Raw genomic sequence first — 18,697 nt, 5'->3', positions numbered from 1 at the left:
GCCCGCGGCATGCGCGCTTGGACCTGCAACGTAGAGATTATTTTGTCTTGAACGGGAAGCCGAGGTGGCGGAGCAGGGCCCGTCCCTCATCGTCGGTCTTCGCCGTCGTCACAACGGTGATGTCCATACCGCGGACACGATCGATGCGATCCTGATCGATCTCGTGGAACATCGACTGCTCCGTGAGACCGAAGGTGTAGTTGCCGTTGCCGTCGAACTGGCGGTCCGAGAGTCCGCGGAAGTCGCGGATGCGCGGGAGTGCCAGCGAGATGACCCGGTCGACGAATTCCCACATCCGGGCTCCGCGCATGGTGACGTGGGCGCCGATGGGCTGGCCTTCGCGCAGCTTGAACTGAGCGATGGACTTCTTCGCCCGCGTCACGATCGGCTTCTGGCCGGTGATGAGGGTGAGGTCGTTGATCGCGCCCTCGATGAGCTTCGAGTCACGCGCTGCGTCACCCACACCCATGTTGACGACGACCTTCGTGAGGCCGGGAACCTGCATCGGGTTGGCGTAGTCGAACTCCTCCTGCAGCTTACCGACGATCTCATCGCGGTAGACCTGCTTGAGGCGCGGCGCCGGACGGTTCGTGCTTGTCTCCGTCATCAGATCTCCTCCCCGGTGCGACGCGAGTAGCGGACCCGCACGGTCTTGGTGCGACCGTTGCGCTCCACCTGCTCTTCGCGGTATCCGACGCGGGTCGGCTTGTTGTCCTTGGGATCAACGAGCGCCACGTTGGACACATGGATGGGGGCTTCGTGAGTCTCACGGCCACCGGCGGTGCCGCCGGCCTGAGTCTGCGTTGCCTTCTTGTGCTTGATCACGCGGTTGACGCCCTCGACGAGGACGCGGTTGCGCTCGGGGTAGACGGCAAGGACCTTGCCCTGCTTCCCACGATCGCCGCCGCGCGACTGACGGGCACCTGCGATCACCTGGACGAGGTCGCCCTTCTTGATCTTGAGCTTGTTCGCCATGCTCACAACACCTCCGGTGCCAGGGAGACGATCTTCATGAACTTCTTGTCACGCAATTCGCGTCCCACGGGTCCGAAGATGCGGGTGCCGCGGGGTTCCCCATCAGCCTTGAGAATGACAGCTGCATTCTCGTCGAACTTGATGTAGGAGCCGTCCGGGCGGCGGCGCTCCTTGGCCGTGCGAACGATGACGGCCTTGACGACGTCACCCTTCTTCACGTTGCCGCCGGGGATTGCGTCCTTGACGGTGGCCACGATGGTGTCACCGATCGAGGCGTAGCGCCGACCGGAACCGCCGAGGATCCTGATGGCCAGGATCTCCTTGGCTCCGGTGTTGTCGGCGACTTTGAGTCGCGACTCTTGCTGAATCACTGTTTTCTCCTGTCGTCGCGCTGGTTCTCACATCGCTGCGAGCCTTGCGGAACGGATTCATTGACATACTCGCCCCGTTCCCGGTAGCCGCCCATGGCCTGAGAGTCTCAGGCCATGGGCGGGACCGGGAGGGAGGGGCGAACGCTGGATTACTTGGCGCGTTCGATGATCTCGACGAGCCGCCAGCGCTTCGCGGCCGAAACCGGACGCGTCTCAGCCACACGGACGAGGTCGCCGATGCCGGCGGTGTTCTCCTCGTCGTGGGCCTTGAGCTTGACCGACTTGCGCATGACCTTGCCGTAGAGGCGGTGCTTCTTGCGCTCTTCGATCTCGACGACGATGGTCTTGTCCATCTTGTCGGAGACGACGTAGCCACGCGCAGTCTTGCGGGAGTTGCGGTCGACAGACGTCGCCTCGGTGTTGGTCGTGTCTGCCATCACTTGTCCTCTTCCTTGGCGTCAGCGGGGTTCGGACGGATGTCCAGCTCCCGCTCATTGAGCACTGTGTAGATACGAGCGATGTCGCGACGCACGGCCTTGAGGCGGCCGTGGTTCTCCAGCTGGCCGGTGGCCGACTGGAAGCGGAGGTTGAACAGCTCGGCCTTGGCCTTCTTGAGCTCTTCCGCCAGACGCTCGTTGTCGTAACCGTCAAGCGCGTCCATGGACAGGTTCTTCGAACCGATCGCCATGCTCACTCACCACCTTCGCGGGCCACGATGCGGGCCTTGAGCGGAAGCTTGTGGATCGCCAGGCGCAGCGCCTCACGAGCAACTTCCTCGGACACACCGGCGAGTTCGAACATGACCCGTCCCGGCTTGACATTGGCAACCCACCACTCGGGAGAGCCCTTACCGGAACCCATGCGGGTCTCGGCGGGCTTCTTCGTCAGCGGTCGGTCGGGGTAGATGTTGATCCACACCTTGCCACCGCGCTTGATGTAGCGCGTCATGGCAATACGTGCGGCTTCGATCTGCCTGTTGGTGACGTAGGCCGGCTCGAGAGCCTGGATGCCGTAGTCACCGAAGGCCACCGTCGTGCCACCCTTGGCGGCGCCGCCCCGCTTGGGGTGGTGCTGCTTGCGGTACTTCACTCGACGAGGGATCAACATGTCTCAGCCCTCCGTTCCGGCCTCAGCCGCGGGGGCCTCAGCGTTGTTCTCAGTCGTGCGGGCCGAGTCGTTCCGGCGGGCTCCGCCTTCCTGACCCCGTCCACGACCGCCGCGGCCGCGACCGCGACCACGGGGGCCGCGCGCTGCCGGAGCCTTCGCCTGCTCGGCGGCAAGCTCCTTGTCGGTCATGTCGCCCTTGTAGATCCACACCTTGACGCCGATGCGTCCGAAGGTGGTGTGCGCCTCGTGGAATCCGTAGTCGATGTTCGCGCGCAGCGTGTGCAGGGGCACACGGCCTTCGCGGTAGAACTCCGACCGGCTCATCTCAGCACCGCCGAGGCGGCCCGAGCACTGCACGCGGATGCCCTTGGCACCGGCGCGCTGGGCGCTCTGGATCGCCTTGCGCATCGCGCGGCGGAAGGCCACGCGGCTGGCGAGCTGCTCGGCAACGCCCTGAGCGACGAGCTGAGCGTCGATCTCCGGGTTCTTCACCTCAAGGATGTTGAGCTGAATCTGCTTGCCGGTGAGCTTCTCGAGCTGACCGCGGATGCGGTCGGCCTCGGCACCGCGGCGTCCGATGACGATGCCCGGACGGGCGGTGTGGATGTCCACGCGGACACGGTCACGGGTGCGCTCGATGTTGACCTTCGAGATGCCGGCCCGCTCGAGGCCCTTGGTCATCATCTGGCGGATCTTGACATCTTCGAGCACGTAGTCGCTGTAGCGCTGCCCCGGCTTGGTCGAGTCAGCGAACCACTTCGACTTGTGGTCCGTGGTGATTCCGAGTCGGAATCCGTTCGGATTGATCTTCTGGCCCATCAGCGGTTCCCCTTCCGGCTCTTCTGCTGCGGCAGGTCGTCTCCGCTGGCCAGGACCACGGTGACGTGGCTGGTGCGCTTCTCAATGCGGAACGCACGTCCCTGAGCACGCGGGCGGAACCGCTTCATGGTCGGTCCCTCGTCGACGAACGCCTCCGAGATGACCAGGTCGTTCTCGTCGAACGCGAGACCTTCCTCGTCGGCCTTGACACGCGCATTCGCGATGCCCGAGGCGACGAGCTTGTAAATCGGGTCGGACGCCGACTGCTCGGCGAACTTCAACACTGCAAGTGCTTCGGTTGCCTGCTGACCACGAATGAGGTCAATGACGCGCCGAGCCTTGCGAGGCGTGACGCGCAGGTAACGCGCCTTAGCCTTGGCTTCCATCGCTTCCTTCTCTCCTGTCTGAGATCGCTGGTCCCCCGCCTCAGCGGCGGCGACCCTTGCGATCGTCCTTTTCGTGGCCACGGAACGTCCGTGTGGGTGCGAACTCGCCGAGCTTGTGCCCGACCATCGCTTCAGTGATGAAGACCGGCACGTGCTTGCGTCCGTCGTGAACGGCGATGGTGTGTCCCAGGAAGTCCGGGATGATCATCGAGCGACGCGACCAGGTCTTGATTACGTTCTTGGTGTTCTTCTCGTTCTGACGAGCGACCTTCTGGTACAGGTGCTCATCGACGAAAGGACCCTTTTTGAGGCTACGAGGCATAAGTCAGTACTCCAATCAGCGCTTCTTGCCGGTCCGGCGACGGCGCACGATGTACTTGTCGCTCTCTTTCTTCGGCCGGCGAGTGCGGCCTTCTGGCTGACCCCACGGGCTGACCGGGTGACGACCACCCGAGGTCCGGCCCTCGCCACCGCCGTGCGGGTGGTCGATCGGGTTCATGACGACACCACGCACGGACGGGCGCTTGCCCTTCCAGCGCATGCGACCTGCCTTGCCCCAGTTGATGTTCGACTGCTCGGCGTTGCCGACCTCGCCGACCGTGGCACGGCAGCGGGCGTCGACGTTGCGGATCTCGCCCGAAGGCATCCGCAGCTGAGCGAAACGGCCGTACTTCGCGACGAGCTGCACGGACGAGCCGGCAGAACGGGCGATCTTGGCTCCGCCACCGGGGCGCAGCTCAACGGCGTGCACGACGGTGCCGACTGGGATGTTGCGCAGGGCGAGGTTGTTGCCCGGCTTGATGTCTGCACCCGGTCCGGCTTCCACCTGAGCGCCCTGCTTGAGGTTCTGCGGGGCGATGATGTAGCGCTTCTCACCGTCTGCGTAGTGCAGGAGGGCGATGCGCGCGGTGCGGTTCGGGTCGTACTCGATGTGTGCGACCTTCGCCGGGACACCATCTTTGTCGTGGCGGCGGAAGTCGATGACACGGTACTGGCGCTTGTGACCGCCGCCCTGATGGCGAGTGGTCACGCGTCCCTGGTTGTTGCGGCCGCCGCGCTTGGGCAGCGGGCGCAGAAGCGACTTCTCCGGCGTCGACCGGGTCACTTCGACGAAGTCGGCGACCGACGAGCCACGGCGGCCCGGGGTCGTCGGCTTGTGCTTGCGAATTCCCATGAGTCTTGTCCTTCTTATGCGAAGGATCGCTTAGAGCGATCCACCGAAGATGTCGATCGATCCGTCCTTGAGGGCGACAATGGCACGCTTGGTGTCCTTGCGCTTTCCCCAACCGGTGCGGGTGCGGCGGCGCTTGCCCTGACGGTTCAGGGTGTTCACCTTGGCGACCTGCACATCGAAGATCGATTCAATGGCGTTCTTGATCTCGGTCTTGTTCGAGCGCTGATCGACGATGAAGGTGTACTTCCCCTCGTCCATCAGGCTGTAGGTCTTTTCCGAGACGACCGGCGCGATGATGATGTCGCGCGGATCCTTGAAGTTGAGACTCATGATGCGTCCTCCGAATTGCGGTTTCCGCCCAGGAACGCGGCAAGAGCTGCCTCGGTGAACACGATGTCATCGGCGACCAGCACGTCGTACGTGTTGAGCTGGTCGGAGGTGAGCACGTGCACGTGCGGCAGGTTGCGAACGCTGAGGTAGGTGAGCTCGTCGTCACGGTCGAGCACCACGAGGGTGTTCTTGCGATCGGAGAGGCCGCCCAGAGCGAGCTTCGCCTGCTTGGTCGACGGGGCGTCGCCGGTGATGAGGTTCTTCACGACGAAGACCTGATCGAGGCGTGCGCGGTCGGAGAGGGCTCCGCGCAGAGCGGCGGCCTTCATCTTCTTCGGGGTCCGCTGCGAGTAGTCGCGCGGCACCGGACCGTGCACGATTCCACCGCCGTTGTACTGGGGAGCGCGGATCGAACCCTGACGGGCGTTGCCGGTTCCCTTCTGACGGTAGGGCTTGCGACCGCCGCCGCGAACTTCGGAGCGGGTCTTGGTCTTGTGCGTGCCCTGGCGGGCAGCTGCGAGCTGTGCGACGACGACCTGGTGGATGAGCGGCACGTTGGTCGCCACGCCGAAGACCTCGGCAGGCAGGTCAACGGAACCGGTCTTCGCACCGGTGGCATCGACGACGTCGACTGTCTTGACATCAGTCATGTCGTTCAGGCCTCCTTCGAAGCCGAGCGAACGAGAACGACGGCGCCCTTGGGGCCGGGAACGGCACCCTTGATGAGCAGGAAGTTGTTCTCGGTGTCCACGGCGTGGATCGTGAGGTTCTGGGTGGTGTGCTTGACGGCACCCATGCGGCCGGCCATGCGCATGCCCTTGAACACGCGACCAGGCGTAGCTGCTCCACCGATCGAACCCGGCTTGCGGTGATTGCGGTGAGCACCGTGCGAGGCGCCGACACCGGAGAAGCCGTGGCGCTTCATGACACCAGCGGTGCCCTTGCCCTTGGTCTTCGCGGTGACGTCGACCTTGACTCCGGCTTCGAACGTGTCGACACCGAGCTCCTGACCCAGCGAGTACTCGCCGGCGTCAGCGGTGCGCAGTTCGACGAGGTGACGGCGCGGGGTCACGCCGGCCTTCTCGAAGTGACCAGCGGTCGGCTTGTTGACCTTGCGCGGGTCGATCTCGCCGAAGGCGATCTGCACGGCCGGGTAGCCGTCGGTCTCTTCGTCGCGGATCTGGGTGACAACGTTGTTTCCGGTGGCCACAACGGTCACCGGCACGAGCTTGTTCTGCTCATCCCACACCTGGGTCATGCCCAGCTTGGTACCCAGAAGGCCCTTGACCTTGCGGGTGGTCGGGAGAGCTGAGGAACGAGTGTTCGCCATTTTTCCCTCCCTTAGAGCTTGATCTCGATGTTGACGTCGTCGGCGAGGTCGAGACGCATGAGCGAATCGACGGCCTTCGGCGTCGGATCGACGATGTCGATCAGACGCTTGTGCGTGCGCATCTCGAAATGCTCACGGCTGTCCTTGTACTTGTGCGGCGAACGGATGACGCAGTACACGTTCTTCTCCGTCGGCAACGGCACCGGGCCCACAACAGTCGCACCAGCGCGAGTGACGGTGTCCACGATCTTTCGCGCAGCACTGTCGATCACAGCGTGGTCGTACGACTTGAGCCGGATGCGGATCTTCTGTCCCGCCATGGCGTCGTCTCTTTCTTTTGTTCCTTCCGGCCATCAACCTCCCGCCGCGGATGCGACAGGGGTCTGTGCCGGCTGACCATGACCGACCCCCGAGGTCGGGCGTGTCGGCTGATCCTGGCGGACGAAGCTCTCGCTTCTCATCTGTCAGGGCCGACGGCGCTTCTACTCATTGGCTGCTCGGTCCGAACCCGCGATTTCGCAGATTCATCGATCCGATAGTGTTCCGGGCTGTTCGCGGCCAGAAGGCCGCAGTGCAGGGGTCAACACCCAGAACGCAACCTGACTATCTTTTCACAGCCGCGTGCATCCGCGCAATTCCGGGGGTTGTGCTTGTGAGTGAAGTCTCAGACGCTGGCCGCCTGCTGTGACTTCGCCCGCTCGAGGGCCCGCTGGCGGGCGGCTTCGGACTCCGCGGCGAGGCGCTGCGCGTTCTCCGGGTCGCGGGTGAGGTTCTCTCCCGTCTCGGGATCGAAGACCATGACCTTGGCCGGGTCGAACCAGAGTTCCATGGTATCGCCCTCGCGCACCGAGGTGGACGGGTCGAGGACCGCGACGACCTGCGTGCGCGCGCCCTCGCCGTCGAGGTCGCGGTCGAGCTCCTCAAGTGCCTTCCTCACCGCCGGCTCCGCTTCGAAGGGGATGTAGGCGTAGACCTCGTTGCCGAGCCATTCGGTGACATCGACCTCGGCGCTGAGGAGCGCTCCCCCGCCGCGCTTCGCCTCGTCGAGGGTCGCCGCATCATGGAAGTCCTCGGGCCGGATGCCGGCGACGAGGTACTGCGGGGCGCCGCGCAGCTTCTCCGCCTCGGCGGCCGGGAGGCTGAACTCTCCGAACGGGGAGCGGAGCCGCCCGTCGACGTTCTCCACCGGCAGGAAGTTCATCGGCGGCGACCCGATGAAGCCGGCGACGAAGAGGTTGACGGGCTCGTCGTAGAGCTCCTGCGGGCTCGCGTACTGCTGGAGCACGCCCTTCTTCAGCACCGCGACCTTGTCGCCCAGGGTCATCGCCTCGGTCTGGTCGTGGGTGACGTAGACGGTGGTGACGCCGAGGTTGCGCTGCATCCGCGAGATCTCGGTGCGCATCTGGATGCGCAGCTTCGCATCGAGGTTCGACAGCGGCTCGTCGAAGAGGAACGCCTTCGCGTCGCGGACGATCGCCCGGCCCATCGCCACCCGCTGGCGCTGCCCGCCGGAGAGGTTCGCGGGTTTGCGGTCGAGGTGGTCGCGGAGTTCGAGCAGCGTCGCCGCCCGGTTGACCCGCTCGTCGATCTCCTCCTTCGAGTACTGCCCCTTGGCGAGCATGAGCGGGAACGCGATGTTCTCGGCGACGGTCAGGTGCGGATAGAGGGCGTAGTTCTGGAACACCATGGCGAGGTCGCGTTCGCGGGGTGCGGAGTCGTTGACGCGTTCGTCGTCGATGCGCAGGTCGCCCTCGGTGATGTCCTCGAGGCCGACGATCATCCGCAGCAGGGTCGACTTGCCCGAGCCCGAGGGGCCGACGAGGATGACGAACTCGCCCTCGGCGATCCGCAGGCTGACATCGCTGATCGCGGGGTACCCGTCGCCGTAGCGCTTGATGATGTTCCGCAGTTCGATCTCGGACATGGTTCTCAACTCCGCTGGTGTGGGGTGGTGGGCGTGGGGCTCATCCCTTGACGGCTCCCGAGGTCAGACCGGAGACGATCTGGCGCTGGAAGAGCAGGACGATGATGATGATCGGGATCGTGACGATGATCGCCGCCGCGGAGATCGCGCCGGCGGGCTCTTCGAACTGGCTGGCGCCGGTGAAGAAGGACAGGGCCGCGGGCACCGGTCGGGCCGCAGAGGTCGAGGTCAGCGAGATCCCGTAGACGAAGTCGTTCCACGCGATGAAGAACGCGATGATCGCCGTGGTGAAGACGCCGGGGGCGGCCAGGGGCACGATGACCTTGCGGAAGGCCTGGAAGCTCGTCGCCCCGTCGACCTGCGCGGCCTGCTCGAGCTCCCACGGGATCTGGCGGAAGAATGCGGCAAGCGTCCAGATCGAGATCGGCAGGGTGAGCGAGAGGTACGGGATGATGAGGCCCGCCCACGTGTCGTAGAGCCCGATCGCCGACCAGATCCGGAACAGCGGGGTGACGAGCGAGATGACGGGGAAGATCGACACGGCCAGGGCCATCGTGAGGATGAGCTTCTTGCCCGGGAAGTCGAGACGGGCCACCGCGTAGGCCGTGAGCGTGGCGAGGACGACGGCGATGACGGTGGCGATGAGGCAGATCCCGATCGAGTTGACGAGCGCGGGGAGGAAGAGGTCCTTCGCGGCCCCGGTGAAGATCAGCTCGTAGTTCGACCAGTCGATCGCGGTGGGCCAGAACTGCTTGTTCGCGATGTCGCCGGGAGATTTCAGCGACAGGGAGACGATCCACACGACGGGGAAGAGCGCGTAGACGGCGACGACGAGGCTGATGACGATCCACCAGACGGTGTGCTTGCGGCCGGACATCGTCTCACTCACCTCTCGCCTGGGCCAGGTCGACCTTGAAGAACTTGATGAAGATGAAGCAGATGAGGGCGACGCTGAGGAAGAGCAGCACCGACAGCGCCGAGCCCATGCCCAGCTGCAGCTGGCCGATCGACTGGTTGTACGTGAGGAACGAGACCGTCGCGGTGTTCTGCGCGCCGGCGGTCATGACGAACACGGAGTCGAAGACGCGGAACGCGTCGAGGGTGCGGAAGAGCAGCGCCACCATGATGGCCGCCTTCATGTTCGGGATGATCACCTTCCACATCCGCTGCCACCAGGTCGCGCCGTCGACGGTCGCCGCCTCGAGCATGTCGCTGGGGATCTGCGCGAGACCGGAGAGGAGGAGCAGGGAGATGAACGGCGTCGTCTTCCAGATCTCCGCGGCGCAGATGACGATGAACGAGGACCAGAAGTCGCCGAACCAGTCGAAGGCCGGCATCGACAGCCACGTGCCGACGAAGCCGGTGCCGAGGTCGAAGGCATACTTCCAGGAGAACGCCGCGACGACGGTGATGATGCCGTAGGGGATGAGGATGGCCGTGCGCACCCACGGCCGCACTGCTTTCAGCGCGTTGAGCATGACGAGCGCGAGCGCGAACCCGAGGACGAGTTCGACGGCGACAGTGACGACCGTGAGCAGCAGGGTCACCCCGACCGTCTGCCACCACAGCGGATCGGTGAGGATGACGAGGTAGTTCTGCCCCCAGTTGACGTAGCGGTTGTCCGGGTCGGTCATCCGGTAGTTGAAGAACGAGAAGTACACCGCCTGGAGGATGGGATAGCCGGTGACGGCGAGGAGGATGATGACCGCGGGGGCCGAGAGCATCCACCCGAGTCTCGTCTCACCGCGCTGCCGGTTCGACACCTTTGCTTTCACAGCAGCCTCTCCCCCTTGAGGATCTCGAGGATGAATTCCTGGGACCGCGCGGGCGTGGAGTCCGGACGGACCGCCTCCGGCGGGTGCCACGACTTCTGGATTCCGCCGGTCACCTCGTTGTAGTAGGGCGTCAGCGGCCGGGCGGCGGAGACCTGGAGCGATTCGGCGATGACCGGTGCCGCGGGGAACGCCTCCTGCACCTCCGGGTCGTCGAAGGCGGCGAGGTTCGACGGGGCGTTGCCGTCGGTGAGGAAGTACGCGGACTGCTTCTCCGGTGAGCGGATGCAGTCGACGGCCTGGAAGGCGAGGTCCGGGTTCTCCGAGAAGGCACCGACGCCGAGGTTGATCCCGCCCAGCGGCGGCCGCGATTCCTGCCCCTCGTCGACGCGGGGGTAGAGGGTCCACCCGATGTCGTCGAGGACCGCCTGGTCGAGGCTGCCGTCCTCGACGGCGGCCTGCGAGGCCGAGTAGATGAAGGGCCAGTTGACCATGAAGCCGCCGTCGTCGCTCTGGAATTCGAGCATCGCCCCGTTCTCGTCGAGGTTCGACAGCGCGGGGCCGCCGACGCCGGTCTCGGCGATCCGCTCCATGATGCCCGCAGCACTCCGACCGGCCTCGGAGTCGAGGCCGAGGGTGACCTGGTCGGGCGAATCGGCGTCGGGGTTCTCGACGATCTGCCCGCCGGCGGATTCGACCATCGCATTGATCCACACCGTCAGCGACTCGGCCCTGATGCCCTGCACGCCGACGCGCTTGTCCTGACCCTCGGCGGCATCGATGATCTCGTCCCAGGTCACCGGTTGGGACATATCGAGCCCGGCCGCCTCGGCGACGGATTTGCGGTACCACAGCAGCTGGGTGTTGGCCCAGAACGGGGCGGCGACGAGGACGTCCTGCCGGGTGGAGGATTCGACCGAGGAGGGAATGACCCCGTCGGTGAACTCCCCGATGTACTCCTCGGGGACGGGAGCGAGGTAGTCGGCGTTGGCCATCTCGGCGACGTAGACCGGGTCGAGGCTCATGATGTCGATCGACGAGTCCGCCGAGGCGAGGCGGCGGATGAGCTGCTCGCGCTGGCTGGGTGCATCGTTGGGCAGCAGGCTCGTCGAGATCCGGTACGCCCCGTCGGCCTCGGCCGTGCACTGTTCGGCGATCGTCGCCTGTCCCCCGTTGTCGGGGTTGATGTACCACGTCAGGGTCGGTGTCGAGGTGTTCGCACTGCAGCCGGTGACTGCGACGAGACCGAGCAGCGCGCCGCCGGCCAGCGCCAGTCGCCACGGTCGGTGCTTCCTTGCCTTCTCCGTCATCGCTCACCTGCCACTCTGCAGCGTTGCACATGTCATGGTCGTCTGTGAGCCACATTACCCCAAGTCAGGCGGAATGGAATCACTCGAGCGCGATCCACACGGCACTGTCCGCACTCAGCACCCCCTCCGACATTGCGTCAGGGTGACTTGCGGCGATGAGGTCCCCCGCCGGCAGCCCGGTGAGCACCCGCGGCGCGGCTGTGAGGTTCGCGATCACGAGGAAGGTGCCGGTGGCGGTCGCGCTCGTGAAGGCGAGGAGACCGGCGCCGGGATCGTCGAGGGCGTGCCACGCGAAGGCTCCGGTTCCGATCCCCCGGGCGCGTCGGAGGGCGATGAGCTCGGTGTAGAGGCGAAGCTGTGAGTCCGCGGCGGCGCGCTGCGCGTCGCGGGCGAGGCCGCGGTGCGACTCGGGTTGGGGCAGCCATGTCTGAGCGCCGGCGCGGGTGCCGAAGCCGAGGTGGTCATCCGTGTCCGACCAAGGGTAGGGCGTGCGCGCCCCGTCCCGTCCGAGTTCGGTCCCCCCGCTGCGGGCGAACACCGGATCCCGTCGCTCATCGGCTGCCAGCTGCGTGTGCTCGGGCAGGCCGAGTTCGTCGCCCTGGTAGACGTAGGCGGAGCCGGGCAGGCCGAGTTCGACGAGCGCCATCGCGGCCGCGAGCCGCCGGCCCCGCGCCTCGTCCGGCTGCGGGTCCGCGGGCCCGATGCCGCGCTGATGCGGCGGCGGGGTGGGAAGTCCGAAGCGGCTGGCATGGCGGACGGTGTCGTGGTTCGACATCACCCACGTCGGGCTCGCCCCGACCTCGGCGGCTGCCGCGAAGGTCTCGTCGACGGCGCGGTGGAGGTTCCCCGGGTCGACGCCGGCCATGAGGAAGGTGAAGTTGAAGGCCTGATCCATCTCGTCGTCGCGGACGTAGCGGAAGAGGCGCGAGAGCGGTTCGACCCAGGCTTCGGCGACGAGGATCCGCTCCCCCGGATAGCCGTCGAGGACCCGCCGCCACGCCCGGTAGACGTCATGGACACCGTCCTGGTCGAAGAACGGCGAGGCCGCAGTCGGTGACGCCGCCAGGCCCGCGTCTCCGTCGCCGGCGGGCTGGTGATCGGGCAGGCCCTCGGCCTTGATGAGACCGTGGGCGACATCGACGCGGAAGCCGTCGACGCCGCGGTCGAGCCAGAAACGCAGGACTCCCTCGAACGCCTCCCGCACGGCAGGGTTGTCCCAGTTGAGGTCGGGCTGCGTGGGATCGAAGAGATGAAGGTACCAGTCGTCGCTGCCGTCGACCCGGGTCCATGCAGGACCCCCGAAGACCGACGTCCAGTTGTTCGGCGGCGCCTCCCCGCCGTCCCGACCGGTGCGGAAGATGTACATGTCACGGGCAGGGTCCCCCGCCTCGGCGCTCATGGCCTTCTGGAACCACGGATGGGCGGCGGACGTGTGATTGGGGACGAGATCGACGATGACCCGCACTCCCGCGGCATGGGCGCGGGCGATGAGCGCATCGAAGTCGGCGAGCGTGCCGAAGACGGGATCGACGTCCCGGTAGTCGCTGATGTCGTAGCCGGCGTCGTTGCCGGGCGAGGGGTAGAACGGGGAGAGCCAGATCGCGTCGACGCCGAGGTCGGCGAAGTGGTCGAAGCGCTCGAGGATCCCCGGCAGGTCGCCGATCCCATCGCCGTCGCCGTCGGCGAACGAGCGCGGATAGACCTGGTAGATGACGGCGTCGGCCGCCCAGTTCCGCCCCTCTGTCATGCTCTGTCTCCTCACTGTGCGATGCGGGCTGTGCGAAAGTCCAGCATAGACGCCGCAGGGGCCGCAATCATGATGATTGCGGCCCCTGTGGGCTTCAGCGCTGAGCGGTGAGGCTCAGTGGAGAAGAATCAGATCACTCGATGATCTTGGTGACTCGACCTGCACCGACGGTGCGGCCGCCTTCGCGGATGGCGAAGCGGAGGCCTTCCTCCATGGCGATCGGCTGGATGAGCTCGACCGACATGTCGGTGTTGTCGCCGGGCATGACCATCTCGGTGCCCTCGGGCAGCGTGATGACGCCGGTGACGTCGGTGGTCCGGAAGTAGAACTGCGGACGGTAGTTCGAGTAGAACGGGTTGTGACGGCCGCCCTCGTCCTTGCTCAGGATGTAGACCTGACCTTCGAACTTGGTGTGCGGGGTGATCGAACCCGGCTTGACGATGACCTGGCCGCGCTCGACGTCTTCGCGCTTGGTGCCGCGGAGAAGCAGACCGACGTTCTCACCTGCACGGGCATCCGGCAGGGTCTTGCGGAACATCTCGATGGCGGTGACGGTCGTCTTCGACGAGTTCGGCTTGATGCCGACGATCTCGATCTCCTCGTTGGGGAGGAGGACGCCGCGCTCGACACGACCGGTGACGACGGTTCCACGACCGGTGATCGTGAAGACGTCCTCGACGGGCATGAGGAAGGGCTTGTCGATGTCGCGCTCCGGCTCCGGAACGTACTCGTCGACCTGATCCATGAGGTCTTCGACGGTCTTGACCCACTTCTCGTCGCCCTCGAGGGCCTTGAGAGCGGAGACCTGGACGACGGGAGCGTTGTCGCCGTCGAACTCCTGGCTCGAGAGCAGGTCGCGGACCTCGAACTCGACGAGCTCGAGGAGCTCTTCGTCGTCGACCATGTCGGACTTGTTGAGAGCCACGACGATGTAGGGCACACCGACCTGACGCGCGAGCAGGACGTGCTCACGGGTCTGCGGCATCGGACCGTCGGTGGCGGCGACCACGAGGATCGCGCCGTCCATCTGAGCAGCACCGGTGATCATGTTCTTGATGTAGTCGGCGTGACCAGGGGCATCGACGTGAGCGTAGTGACGCTTCTCGGTCTGGTACTCAACGTGCGAGACGTTGATGGTGATGCCGCGCTCCTTCTCCTCAGGTGCGTTGTCCACCTGGTCGAAGGCGCGAGCCTCGTTGAGATCGGGGTACTTGTCCGCCAGGACCTTGGTGATCGCAGCGGTCAAGGTGGTCTTTCCGTGGTCAACGTGGCCGATGGTGCCGATGTTGACGTGCGGCTTAGTCCTATCGAAACTAGCCTTTGCCACTGGGTTCCTCCTCGTGGTTGGCAAAAGATATGCGGTTCATATCTTAGACCTTTGTTGGTTATCTTTCATTCCAGTGATGTTGTTCTACATCACCTTGGCGATGAGCTGTGGAGATTACTCTCCGCCACGCATCTTCTGGATGATCTCGTCGGCCACAGCCTTCGGGACCTCCGCATAGCTGGAGAACTGCATCGAGTACACCGCGCGGCCCTGGGTCTTCGACCGCAGGTCTCCGATGTAGCCGAACATCTCCGACAGCGGGACCACAGCCTTGACGACCTTCACGCCGGAAGCGTCGTCCATGGACTGGATCTGGCCACGCCGAGAGTTCAGGTCGCCGATGACGTCGCCCATGTACTCCTCAGGGGTGCGCACCTCGACTTCCATGACCGGCTCGAGCAGAACCGGGTTCGCCTTCTTCACGGCCTCCTTGAGGACCATCGAACCGGCGATCTTGAACGCCATCTCCGAGGAGTCGACGTCGTGGTAGGCACCGTCGACCAGAGTGGCCTTGATGCCGACCAGCGGGTAGCCGGCGAGGACGCCGAGCTGCATCGCATCCTGGATGCCGGCGTCGACGCTCGGAATGTACTCACGAGGCACGCGACCGCCGGTGATGGCGTTCTCGAACTCGTAGATCGTGTCGCCGTCGACCTCGAGAGGCTCGAAGGTCACCTGGACCTTGGCGAACTGTCCCGATCCACCTGTCTGCTTCTTGTGGGTGTAGTCGTACTTCTCGACGGCGCGACGGATCGTCTCGCGGTACGCGACCTGCGGCTTGCCGACGTTCGCCTCGACCTTGAACTCGCGACGCATGCGGTCGACGAGGATGTCGAGGTGGAGCTCGCCCATGCCGCGGATGACGGTCTGGCCGGTCTCCGGGTCGAGTTCGACCTGGTAGGTCGGATCCTCTTTGACGAACTTCTGGATGGCAGCCGAGAGCTTCTCCTGGTCGCCCTTCGTCTTGGGCTCGATGGCCACGGAGATGACGGGCTCGGGGAAGGTCATCGACTCGAGAGCGATCGGGTGTGCGGGATCGCACAGCGTGTCGCCCGTCGTCGTGTCCTTGAGACCGATGAACGCGTAGATGTGACCGGCGATCGCCTCTTCGACCGGGTTCTCCTTGTTGGAGTGCATCTGGAAGAGCTTTCCGACGCGCTCCTTCTTTCCGCTCGTGGCGTTGAGAACCTGCTCGCCCGACTTCACCTGTCCCGAGTACACGCGGACGTAGGTGAGCGCACCGAAGAACGGGTGCGTGGCCACCTTGAACGCGAGTGCCGAGAACGGCTCGTCGACGGAGGGCTTGCGGACGATCTCCTCTTCCTCGTTGCTCGGGTTGTGTCCGATCATCGGAGGCACGTCGAGCGGCGAGGGGAGGTAGTCGAGGACAGCGTTGAGCATGGGCTGGACGCCCTTGTTCTTGTACGCGGAACCGCACATCACCGGGAAGGCCTCGGACTCGATGACGAGAGCGCGGATGCCGGCCTTGAGCTCGGCGACCGAGATCTCCTCACCCTCGAGGTACTTCTCCATGAGCTCTTCCGAGCTCTCGGCGACGTCCTCGACGAGCTGGGCACGGTACTCTTCGGCCTTGTCCGCAAGATCCGCGGGGATCTCGATCTCGGTCATGTCCTGACCCTTCTTGGACTCGTCAGGCCAGATGTAGGCCTTCATCTCAAGAAGGTCGACGATGCCCTCGAAGTCGGACTCGGCGCCGATCGGCAGCTGGATGACGAGCGGCTTCGCACCGAGGCGGTCCTTGATGGTCTGCACGGTGAAGTAGAAGTCCGCACCGAGCTTGTCCATCTTGTTGACGAAGCACACACGCGGAACGTTGTACTTGTCAGCCTGACGCCACACGGTCTCGGACTGCGGCTCAACGCCTTCCTTGCCGTCGAACACGGCGACGGCGCCGTCGAGGACGCGGAGCGAGCGCTCCACCTCGACGGTGAAGTCGACGTGTCCCGGGGTGTCGATGATGTTGATCTGGTAATCGTGCCAGTAGCAGGTCGTCGCGGCCGACGTGATCGTGATGCCGCGCTCCTGCTCCTGCTCCATCCAGTCCATCGTCGAGGCACCGTCGTGGGTCTCGCCGATCTTGTAGTTCACACCGGTGTAGAACAGGATGCGTTCGGTCGTAGTGGTCTTACCGGCATCGATGTGGGCCATGATGCCGATATTGCGGACCTTGTTCAGGTCGGTGAGCACGTCAAGTGCCACGGTGTCTCTCTCTCAATCGATGACTTGACCGCAGACCCTTCCCTCCCGACCGGTCTGCGCAGCAGACCGATCGGGCGGCAAGGGCGACGATCACCAGCGGTAGTGGGCGAAGGCCTTGTTGGACTCGGCCATCTTGTGGGTGTCCTCACGGCGCTTGACAGCGGCACCGAGGCCGTTGCCCGCGTCGAGGATCTCATTCATGAGGCGCTCGGTCATCGTCTTCTCACGGCGCTGGCGGGCGTAGCCCACGAGCCAGCGCAGTGCCAGGGTCGTCGAACGAGCAGGACGGACGTCGACCGGCACCTGGTAGGTCGCACCGCCGACGCGGCGGGAGCGGACCTCGAGGGACGGGCGAATGTTGTCGAGAGCCTTCTTGAGGTTGGCAACCGGGTCGTTGCCGTTCTTCTCGCGGGTGCCCTCGAGGGCACCGTAGACGATGCGCTCGGCGGTCGAGCGCTTGCCGTCGAGCAGGATCTTGTTGATCAGCTGCGTGACGAGCGGCGAGTTGAAGACCGGGTCGACGACGATCGGTCGCTTCGGTGCAGGACCTTTGCGCGGCATTACTTCTTCTCCCTCTTCGCTCCGTACTTGCTGCGGGCCTGCTGACGGCCCTTGACACCCTGGGTGTCGAGCGAACCGCGCACGATCCGGTAGCGCACACCCGGAAGGTCCTTGACACGGCCACCGCGCACGAGCACGATCGAGTGCTCCTGCAGGTTGTGTCCCTCACCGGGGATGTACGCGGTCACTTCGATCTGGCTCGAGAGCTTGACACGAGCGACCTTGCGAAGAGCCGAGTTCGGCTTCTTGGGGGTCGTGGTGTACACACGGGTGCACACGCCGCGACGCTGGGGGCTGCCCTTCAGGGCAGGGGCGTCGGACCCTGCGGACTTGTTATGCCGTCCTTTGCGGACGAGCTGCTGGATTGTCGGCACTAAGCGTTCTCCATTGCTTCTCGATGAACCTAATTCCCACATCGGCCGCGACGCAGGTCGCGTTTGTGAACCGTGGGACATATCCGACTGAACACCGGGTGAAGCTTGACTCCCGATGCCAGTAACCACGCGGCCTCACGCACCCTGCGCTCGGGAGTGTCGCAAGGACACGCGCGCGCAGGGTTCTGCTCGGTCGGGCGGCCTGCGCCGGTCGCACTCACACGGGGTCCAGGCCTCACAACACACCTGGCATGATCGTCCGACGACGCAGATAACACAATCAGTCGCCTCCCAGAATATCGCGTGCGCGAGCCTCCGGTCAAAATCGCCGGAAGCGGCGTATCCTGCTCCGCCCGGCCGCCCTCGGGCGGAGAGACACGGGTCACGATATAGCAGGGTCGCTTCCTTGACTCATTCAAGAAAACCATGCAAGGGTGAAGGGGTGACAGAGGAACAACAGGCGCCGACGGGGAACTATTCCGCGATCCTGCGGACCAGCTCCCTGCGCGTGACGAAGCAGAGAGTCGCGGTGCTGGCAGCGGTGGACTCCCATCCCCACGCCGACACCGAGACCGTCATCCGCGCGGTCAGACAGGACCTCCCCGAGGTCTCCCATCAGGCCGTCTACGACTCACTCCACACCCTCACCGAGGCGGGTCTCCTCCGCTGCATCCAACCGTCCGGGTCCGTCTCCCGGTACGAGCGGCGCATCGGCGACAACCACCACCATCTCGTGTGCCGGGAGTGCAGCCGGATCGTCGACATCGACTGCACGGTCGGTCAGGCCCCGTGCCTGACCCCATCACACGATCACGGCTTCGTCATCGACGAGGCCGAGGTGACGTTCTGGGGTCTGTGCCCGGACTGCGCCCGTCGCAGTGCGGCTCCGGAGCCCGAACTCGAACTGCCCTCTGTCGTCTGAGCCGGGAGGCGCTCTCGCTGCGCCCTTCCGTCGCCATCAGCTGAGCCC

At 65.1% G+C, this 18,697-nt stretch carries 24 protein-coding genes; 1 reads left to right on the top strand and 23 read right to left on the bottom strand.

All coding sequences use genetic code 11. The features are described 5' to 3' along the window. Positions 1-37 precede the first annotated feature (37 nt). The 23 genes from rplE to rpsL form a co-directional block, all read right to left on the bottom strand. Positions 38-607 (bottom strand): 50S ribosomal protein L5, encoded by a 570-nt coding sequence (rplE, locus tag ACFQ91_RS08685; RefSeq protein ID WP_137826775.1) that lies wholly within the window; start codon positions 605-607, stop codon positions 38-40. Beyond that, positions 607-975 carry a 50S ribosomal protein L24 gene (rplX, locus tag ACFQ91_RS08680; RefSeq protein WP_137826776.1) on the bottom strand — a complete coding sequence of 123 codons (369 nt, stop codon included), beginning with the start codon at positions 973-975 and terminating at the stop codon, positions 607-609. Before rplX ends, rplE begins: the two co-directional genes overlap by 1 nt. A 2-nt stretch (positions 976-977) precedes the next feature. Further along, positions 978-1,346, bottom strand: coding sequence for a 50S ribosomal protein L14 (gene rplN / locus ACFQ91_RS08675; RefSeq protein ID WP_137826777.1), 369 nt, complete (start codon positions 1,344-1,346; stop codon positions 978-980). A gap of 149 nt (positions 1,347-1,495) precedes the next feature. After that, positions 1,496-1,783: a 30S ribosomal protein S17 gene (gene rpsQ, locus ACFQ91_RS08670; protein WP_140955548.1), complete on the bottom strand. Its 288-nt coding sequence runs from the start codon at positions 1,781-1,783 to the stop codon at positions 1,496-1,498. Continuing rightward, the gene (rpmC, locus tag ACFQ91_RS08665; RefSeq protein ID WP_137826121.1) at positions 1,783-2,034 is read right to left on the bottom strand and encodes a 50S ribosomal protein L29; all 252 of its coding nucleotides are present in this window, start codon (positions 2,032-2,034) and stop codon (positions 1,783-1,785) included. Before rpmC ends, rpsQ begins: the two co-directional genes overlap by 1 nt. 2 nt (positions 2,035-2,036) lie before the next feature. Further along, complete coding sequence (gene rplP, locus ACFQ91_RS08660) at positions 2,037-2,453, bottom strand: 50S ribosomal protein L16 (RefSeq protein WP_009379199.1); 417 nt, start codon at positions 2,451-2,453, stop codon at positions 2,037-2,039. Positions 2,454-2,456: 3 nt separating this feature from the next. Then, complete coding sequence (gene rpsC, locus ACFQ91_RS08655; protein ID WP_137826117.1) at positions 2,457-3,272, bottom strand: 30S ribosomal protein S3; 816 nt, start codon at positions 3,270-3,272, stop codon at positions 2,457-2,459. Continuing rightward, positions 3,272-3,658: a 50S ribosomal protein L22 gene (rplV, locus tag ACFQ91_RS08650; protein WP_137826116.1), complete on the bottom strand. Its 387-nt coding sequence runs from the start codon at positions 3,656-3,658 to the stop codon at positions 3,272-3,274. Before rplV ends, rpsC begins: the two co-directional genes overlap by 1 nt. A gap of 40 nt (positions 3,659-3,698) precedes the next feature. Then, complete coding sequence (gene rpsS / locus ACFQ91_RS08645; RefSeq protein ID WP_113905439.1) at positions 3,699-3,980, bottom strand: 30S ribosomal protein S19; 282 nt, start codon at positions 3,978-3,980, stop codon at positions 3,699-3,701. A 15-nt stretch (positions 3,981-3,995) separates the two neighbouring features. Next, on the bottom strand, positions 3,996-4,832 hold the full coding sequence (gene rplB, locus ACFQ91_RS08640; RefSeq protein ID WP_137826115.1) for a 50S ribosomal protein L2: 837 nt from the start codon (positions 4,830-4,832) through the stop codon (positions 3,996-3,998). A gap of 30 nt (positions 4,833-4,862) precedes the next feature. Beyond that, positions 4,863-5,162 (bottom strand): 50S ribosomal protein L23, encoded by a 300-nt coding sequence (gene rplW, locus ACFQ91_RS08635; protein WP_009379194.1) that lies wholly within the window; start codon positions 5,160-5,162, stop codon positions 4,863-4,865. Then, positions 5,159-5,812 (bottom strand): 50S ribosomal protein L4, encoded by a 654-nt coding sequence (rplD, locus tag ACFQ91_RS08630; protein WP_211977965.1) that lies wholly within the window; start codon positions 5,810-5,812, stop codon positions 5,159-5,161. The genes rplW and rplD overlap by 4 nt, the downstream gene beginning before the upstream one ends. Positions 5,813-5,817: 5 nt before the next feature. After that, the gene (gene rplC / locus ACFQ91_RS08625) at positions 5,818-6,492 is read right to left on the bottom strand and encodes a 50S ribosomal protein L3 (protein WP_137826113.1); all 675 of its coding nucleotides are present in this window, start codon (positions 6,490-6,492) and stop codon (positions 5,818-5,820) included. A gap of 11 nt (positions 6,493-6,503) precedes the next feature. Further along, positions 6,504-6,812: a 30S ribosomal protein S10 gene (gene rpsJ, locus ACFQ91_RS08620; RefSeq protein ID WP_009379191.1), complete on the bottom strand. Its 309-nt coding sequence runs from the start codon at positions 6,810-6,812 to the stop codon at positions 6,504-6,506. Between the two features lie 344 nt (positions 6,813-7,156). Beyond that, positions 7,157-8,416, bottom strand: a complete 1,260-nt coding sequence (locus ACFQ91_RS08615; protein ID WP_211977966.1) for an ABC transporter ATP-binding protein — start codon at positions 8,414-8,416, stop codon at positions 7,157-7,159. Between the two features lie 40 nt (positions 8,417-8,456). Continuing rightward, a complete protein-coding gene (locus ACFQ91_RS08610; RefSeq protein ID WP_198500914.1) occupies positions 8,457-9,293 on the bottom strand; it encodes a carbohydrate ABC transporter permease in 837 nt (278 codons plus the stop codon). A 4-nt stretch (positions 9,294-9,297) separates the two neighbouring features. After that, positions 9,298-10,140: a carbohydrate ABC transporter permease gene (locus ACFQ91_RS08605; RefSeq protein WP_211977967.1), complete on the bottom strand. Its 843-nt coding sequence runs from the start codon at positions 10,138-10,140 to the stop codon at positions 9,298-9,300. A gap of 47 nt (positions 10,141-10,187) precedes the next feature. Next, the gene (locus ACFQ91_RS08600) at positions 10,188-11,498 is read right to left on the bottom strand and encodes an extracellular solute-binding protein (protein WP_211977968.1); all 1,311 of its coding nucleotides are present in this window, start codon (positions 11,496-11,498) and stop codon (positions 10,188-10,190) included. A 79-nt stretch (positions 11,499-11,577) separates the two neighbouring features. Beyond that, entirely contained in the window at positions 11,578-13,245 is a 1,668-nt protein-coding gene (locus ACFQ91_RS08595) for a glycoside hydrolase family 13 protein (RefSeq protein WP_211977969.1), read from the bottom strand. A 133-nt stretch (positions 13,246-13,378) separates the two neighbouring features. Continuing rightward, positions 13,379-14,572 (bottom strand): elongation factor Tu, encoded by a 1,194-nt coding sequence (tuf, locus tag ACFQ91_RS08590; protein WP_198498203.1) that lies wholly within the window; start codon positions 14,570-14,572, stop codon positions 13,379-13,381. A gap of 114 nt (positions 14,573-14,686) precedes the next feature. Next, the gene (gene fusA / locus ACFQ91_RS08585) at positions 14,687-16,792 is read right to left on the bottom strand and encodes an elongation factor G (RefSeq protein ID WP_211977970.1); all 2,106 of its coding nucleotides are present in this window, start codon (positions 16,790-16,792) and stop codon (positions 14,687-14,689) included. Between the two features lie 90 nt (positions 16,793-16,882). Next, a complete protein-coding gene (gene rpsG, locus ACFQ91_RS08580) occupies positions 16,883-17,353 on the bottom strand; it encodes a 30S ribosomal protein S7 (protein WP_137826106.1) in 471 nt (156 codons plus the stop codon). Next, positions 17,353-17,727 carry a 30S ribosomal protein S12 gene (rpsL, locus tag ACFQ91_RS08575; protein ID WP_009379175.1) on the bottom strand — a complete coding sequence of 125 codons (375 nt, stop codon included), beginning with the start codon at positions 17,725-17,727 and terminating at the stop codon, positions 17,353-17,355. Before rpsL ends, rpsG begins: the two co-directional genes overlap by 1 nt. A 442-nt stretch (positions 17,728-18,169) precedes the next feature. On the opposite strand from rpsL, the gene ACFQ91_RS08570 reads away from it, so the two are divergent. After that, positions 18,170-18,649, top strand: a complete 480-nt coding sequence (locus tag ACFQ91_RS08570; RefSeq protein WP_211977972.1) for a Fur family transcriptional regulator — start codon at positions 18,170-18,172, stop codon at positions 18,647-18,649. The last annotated feature ends 48 nt before the right edge of the window (positions 18,650-18,697 follow it).

The sequence above is a fragment of the Brevibacterium sp. NPDC056726 genome, from assembly GCF_042790515.1.
GTDB lineage: Bacteria > Actinomycetota > Actinomycetes > Actinomycetales > Brevibacteriaceae > Brevibacterium > Brevibacterium sanguinis.
This window is presented reverse-complemented; position numbering and strand designations above follow the sequence as displayed.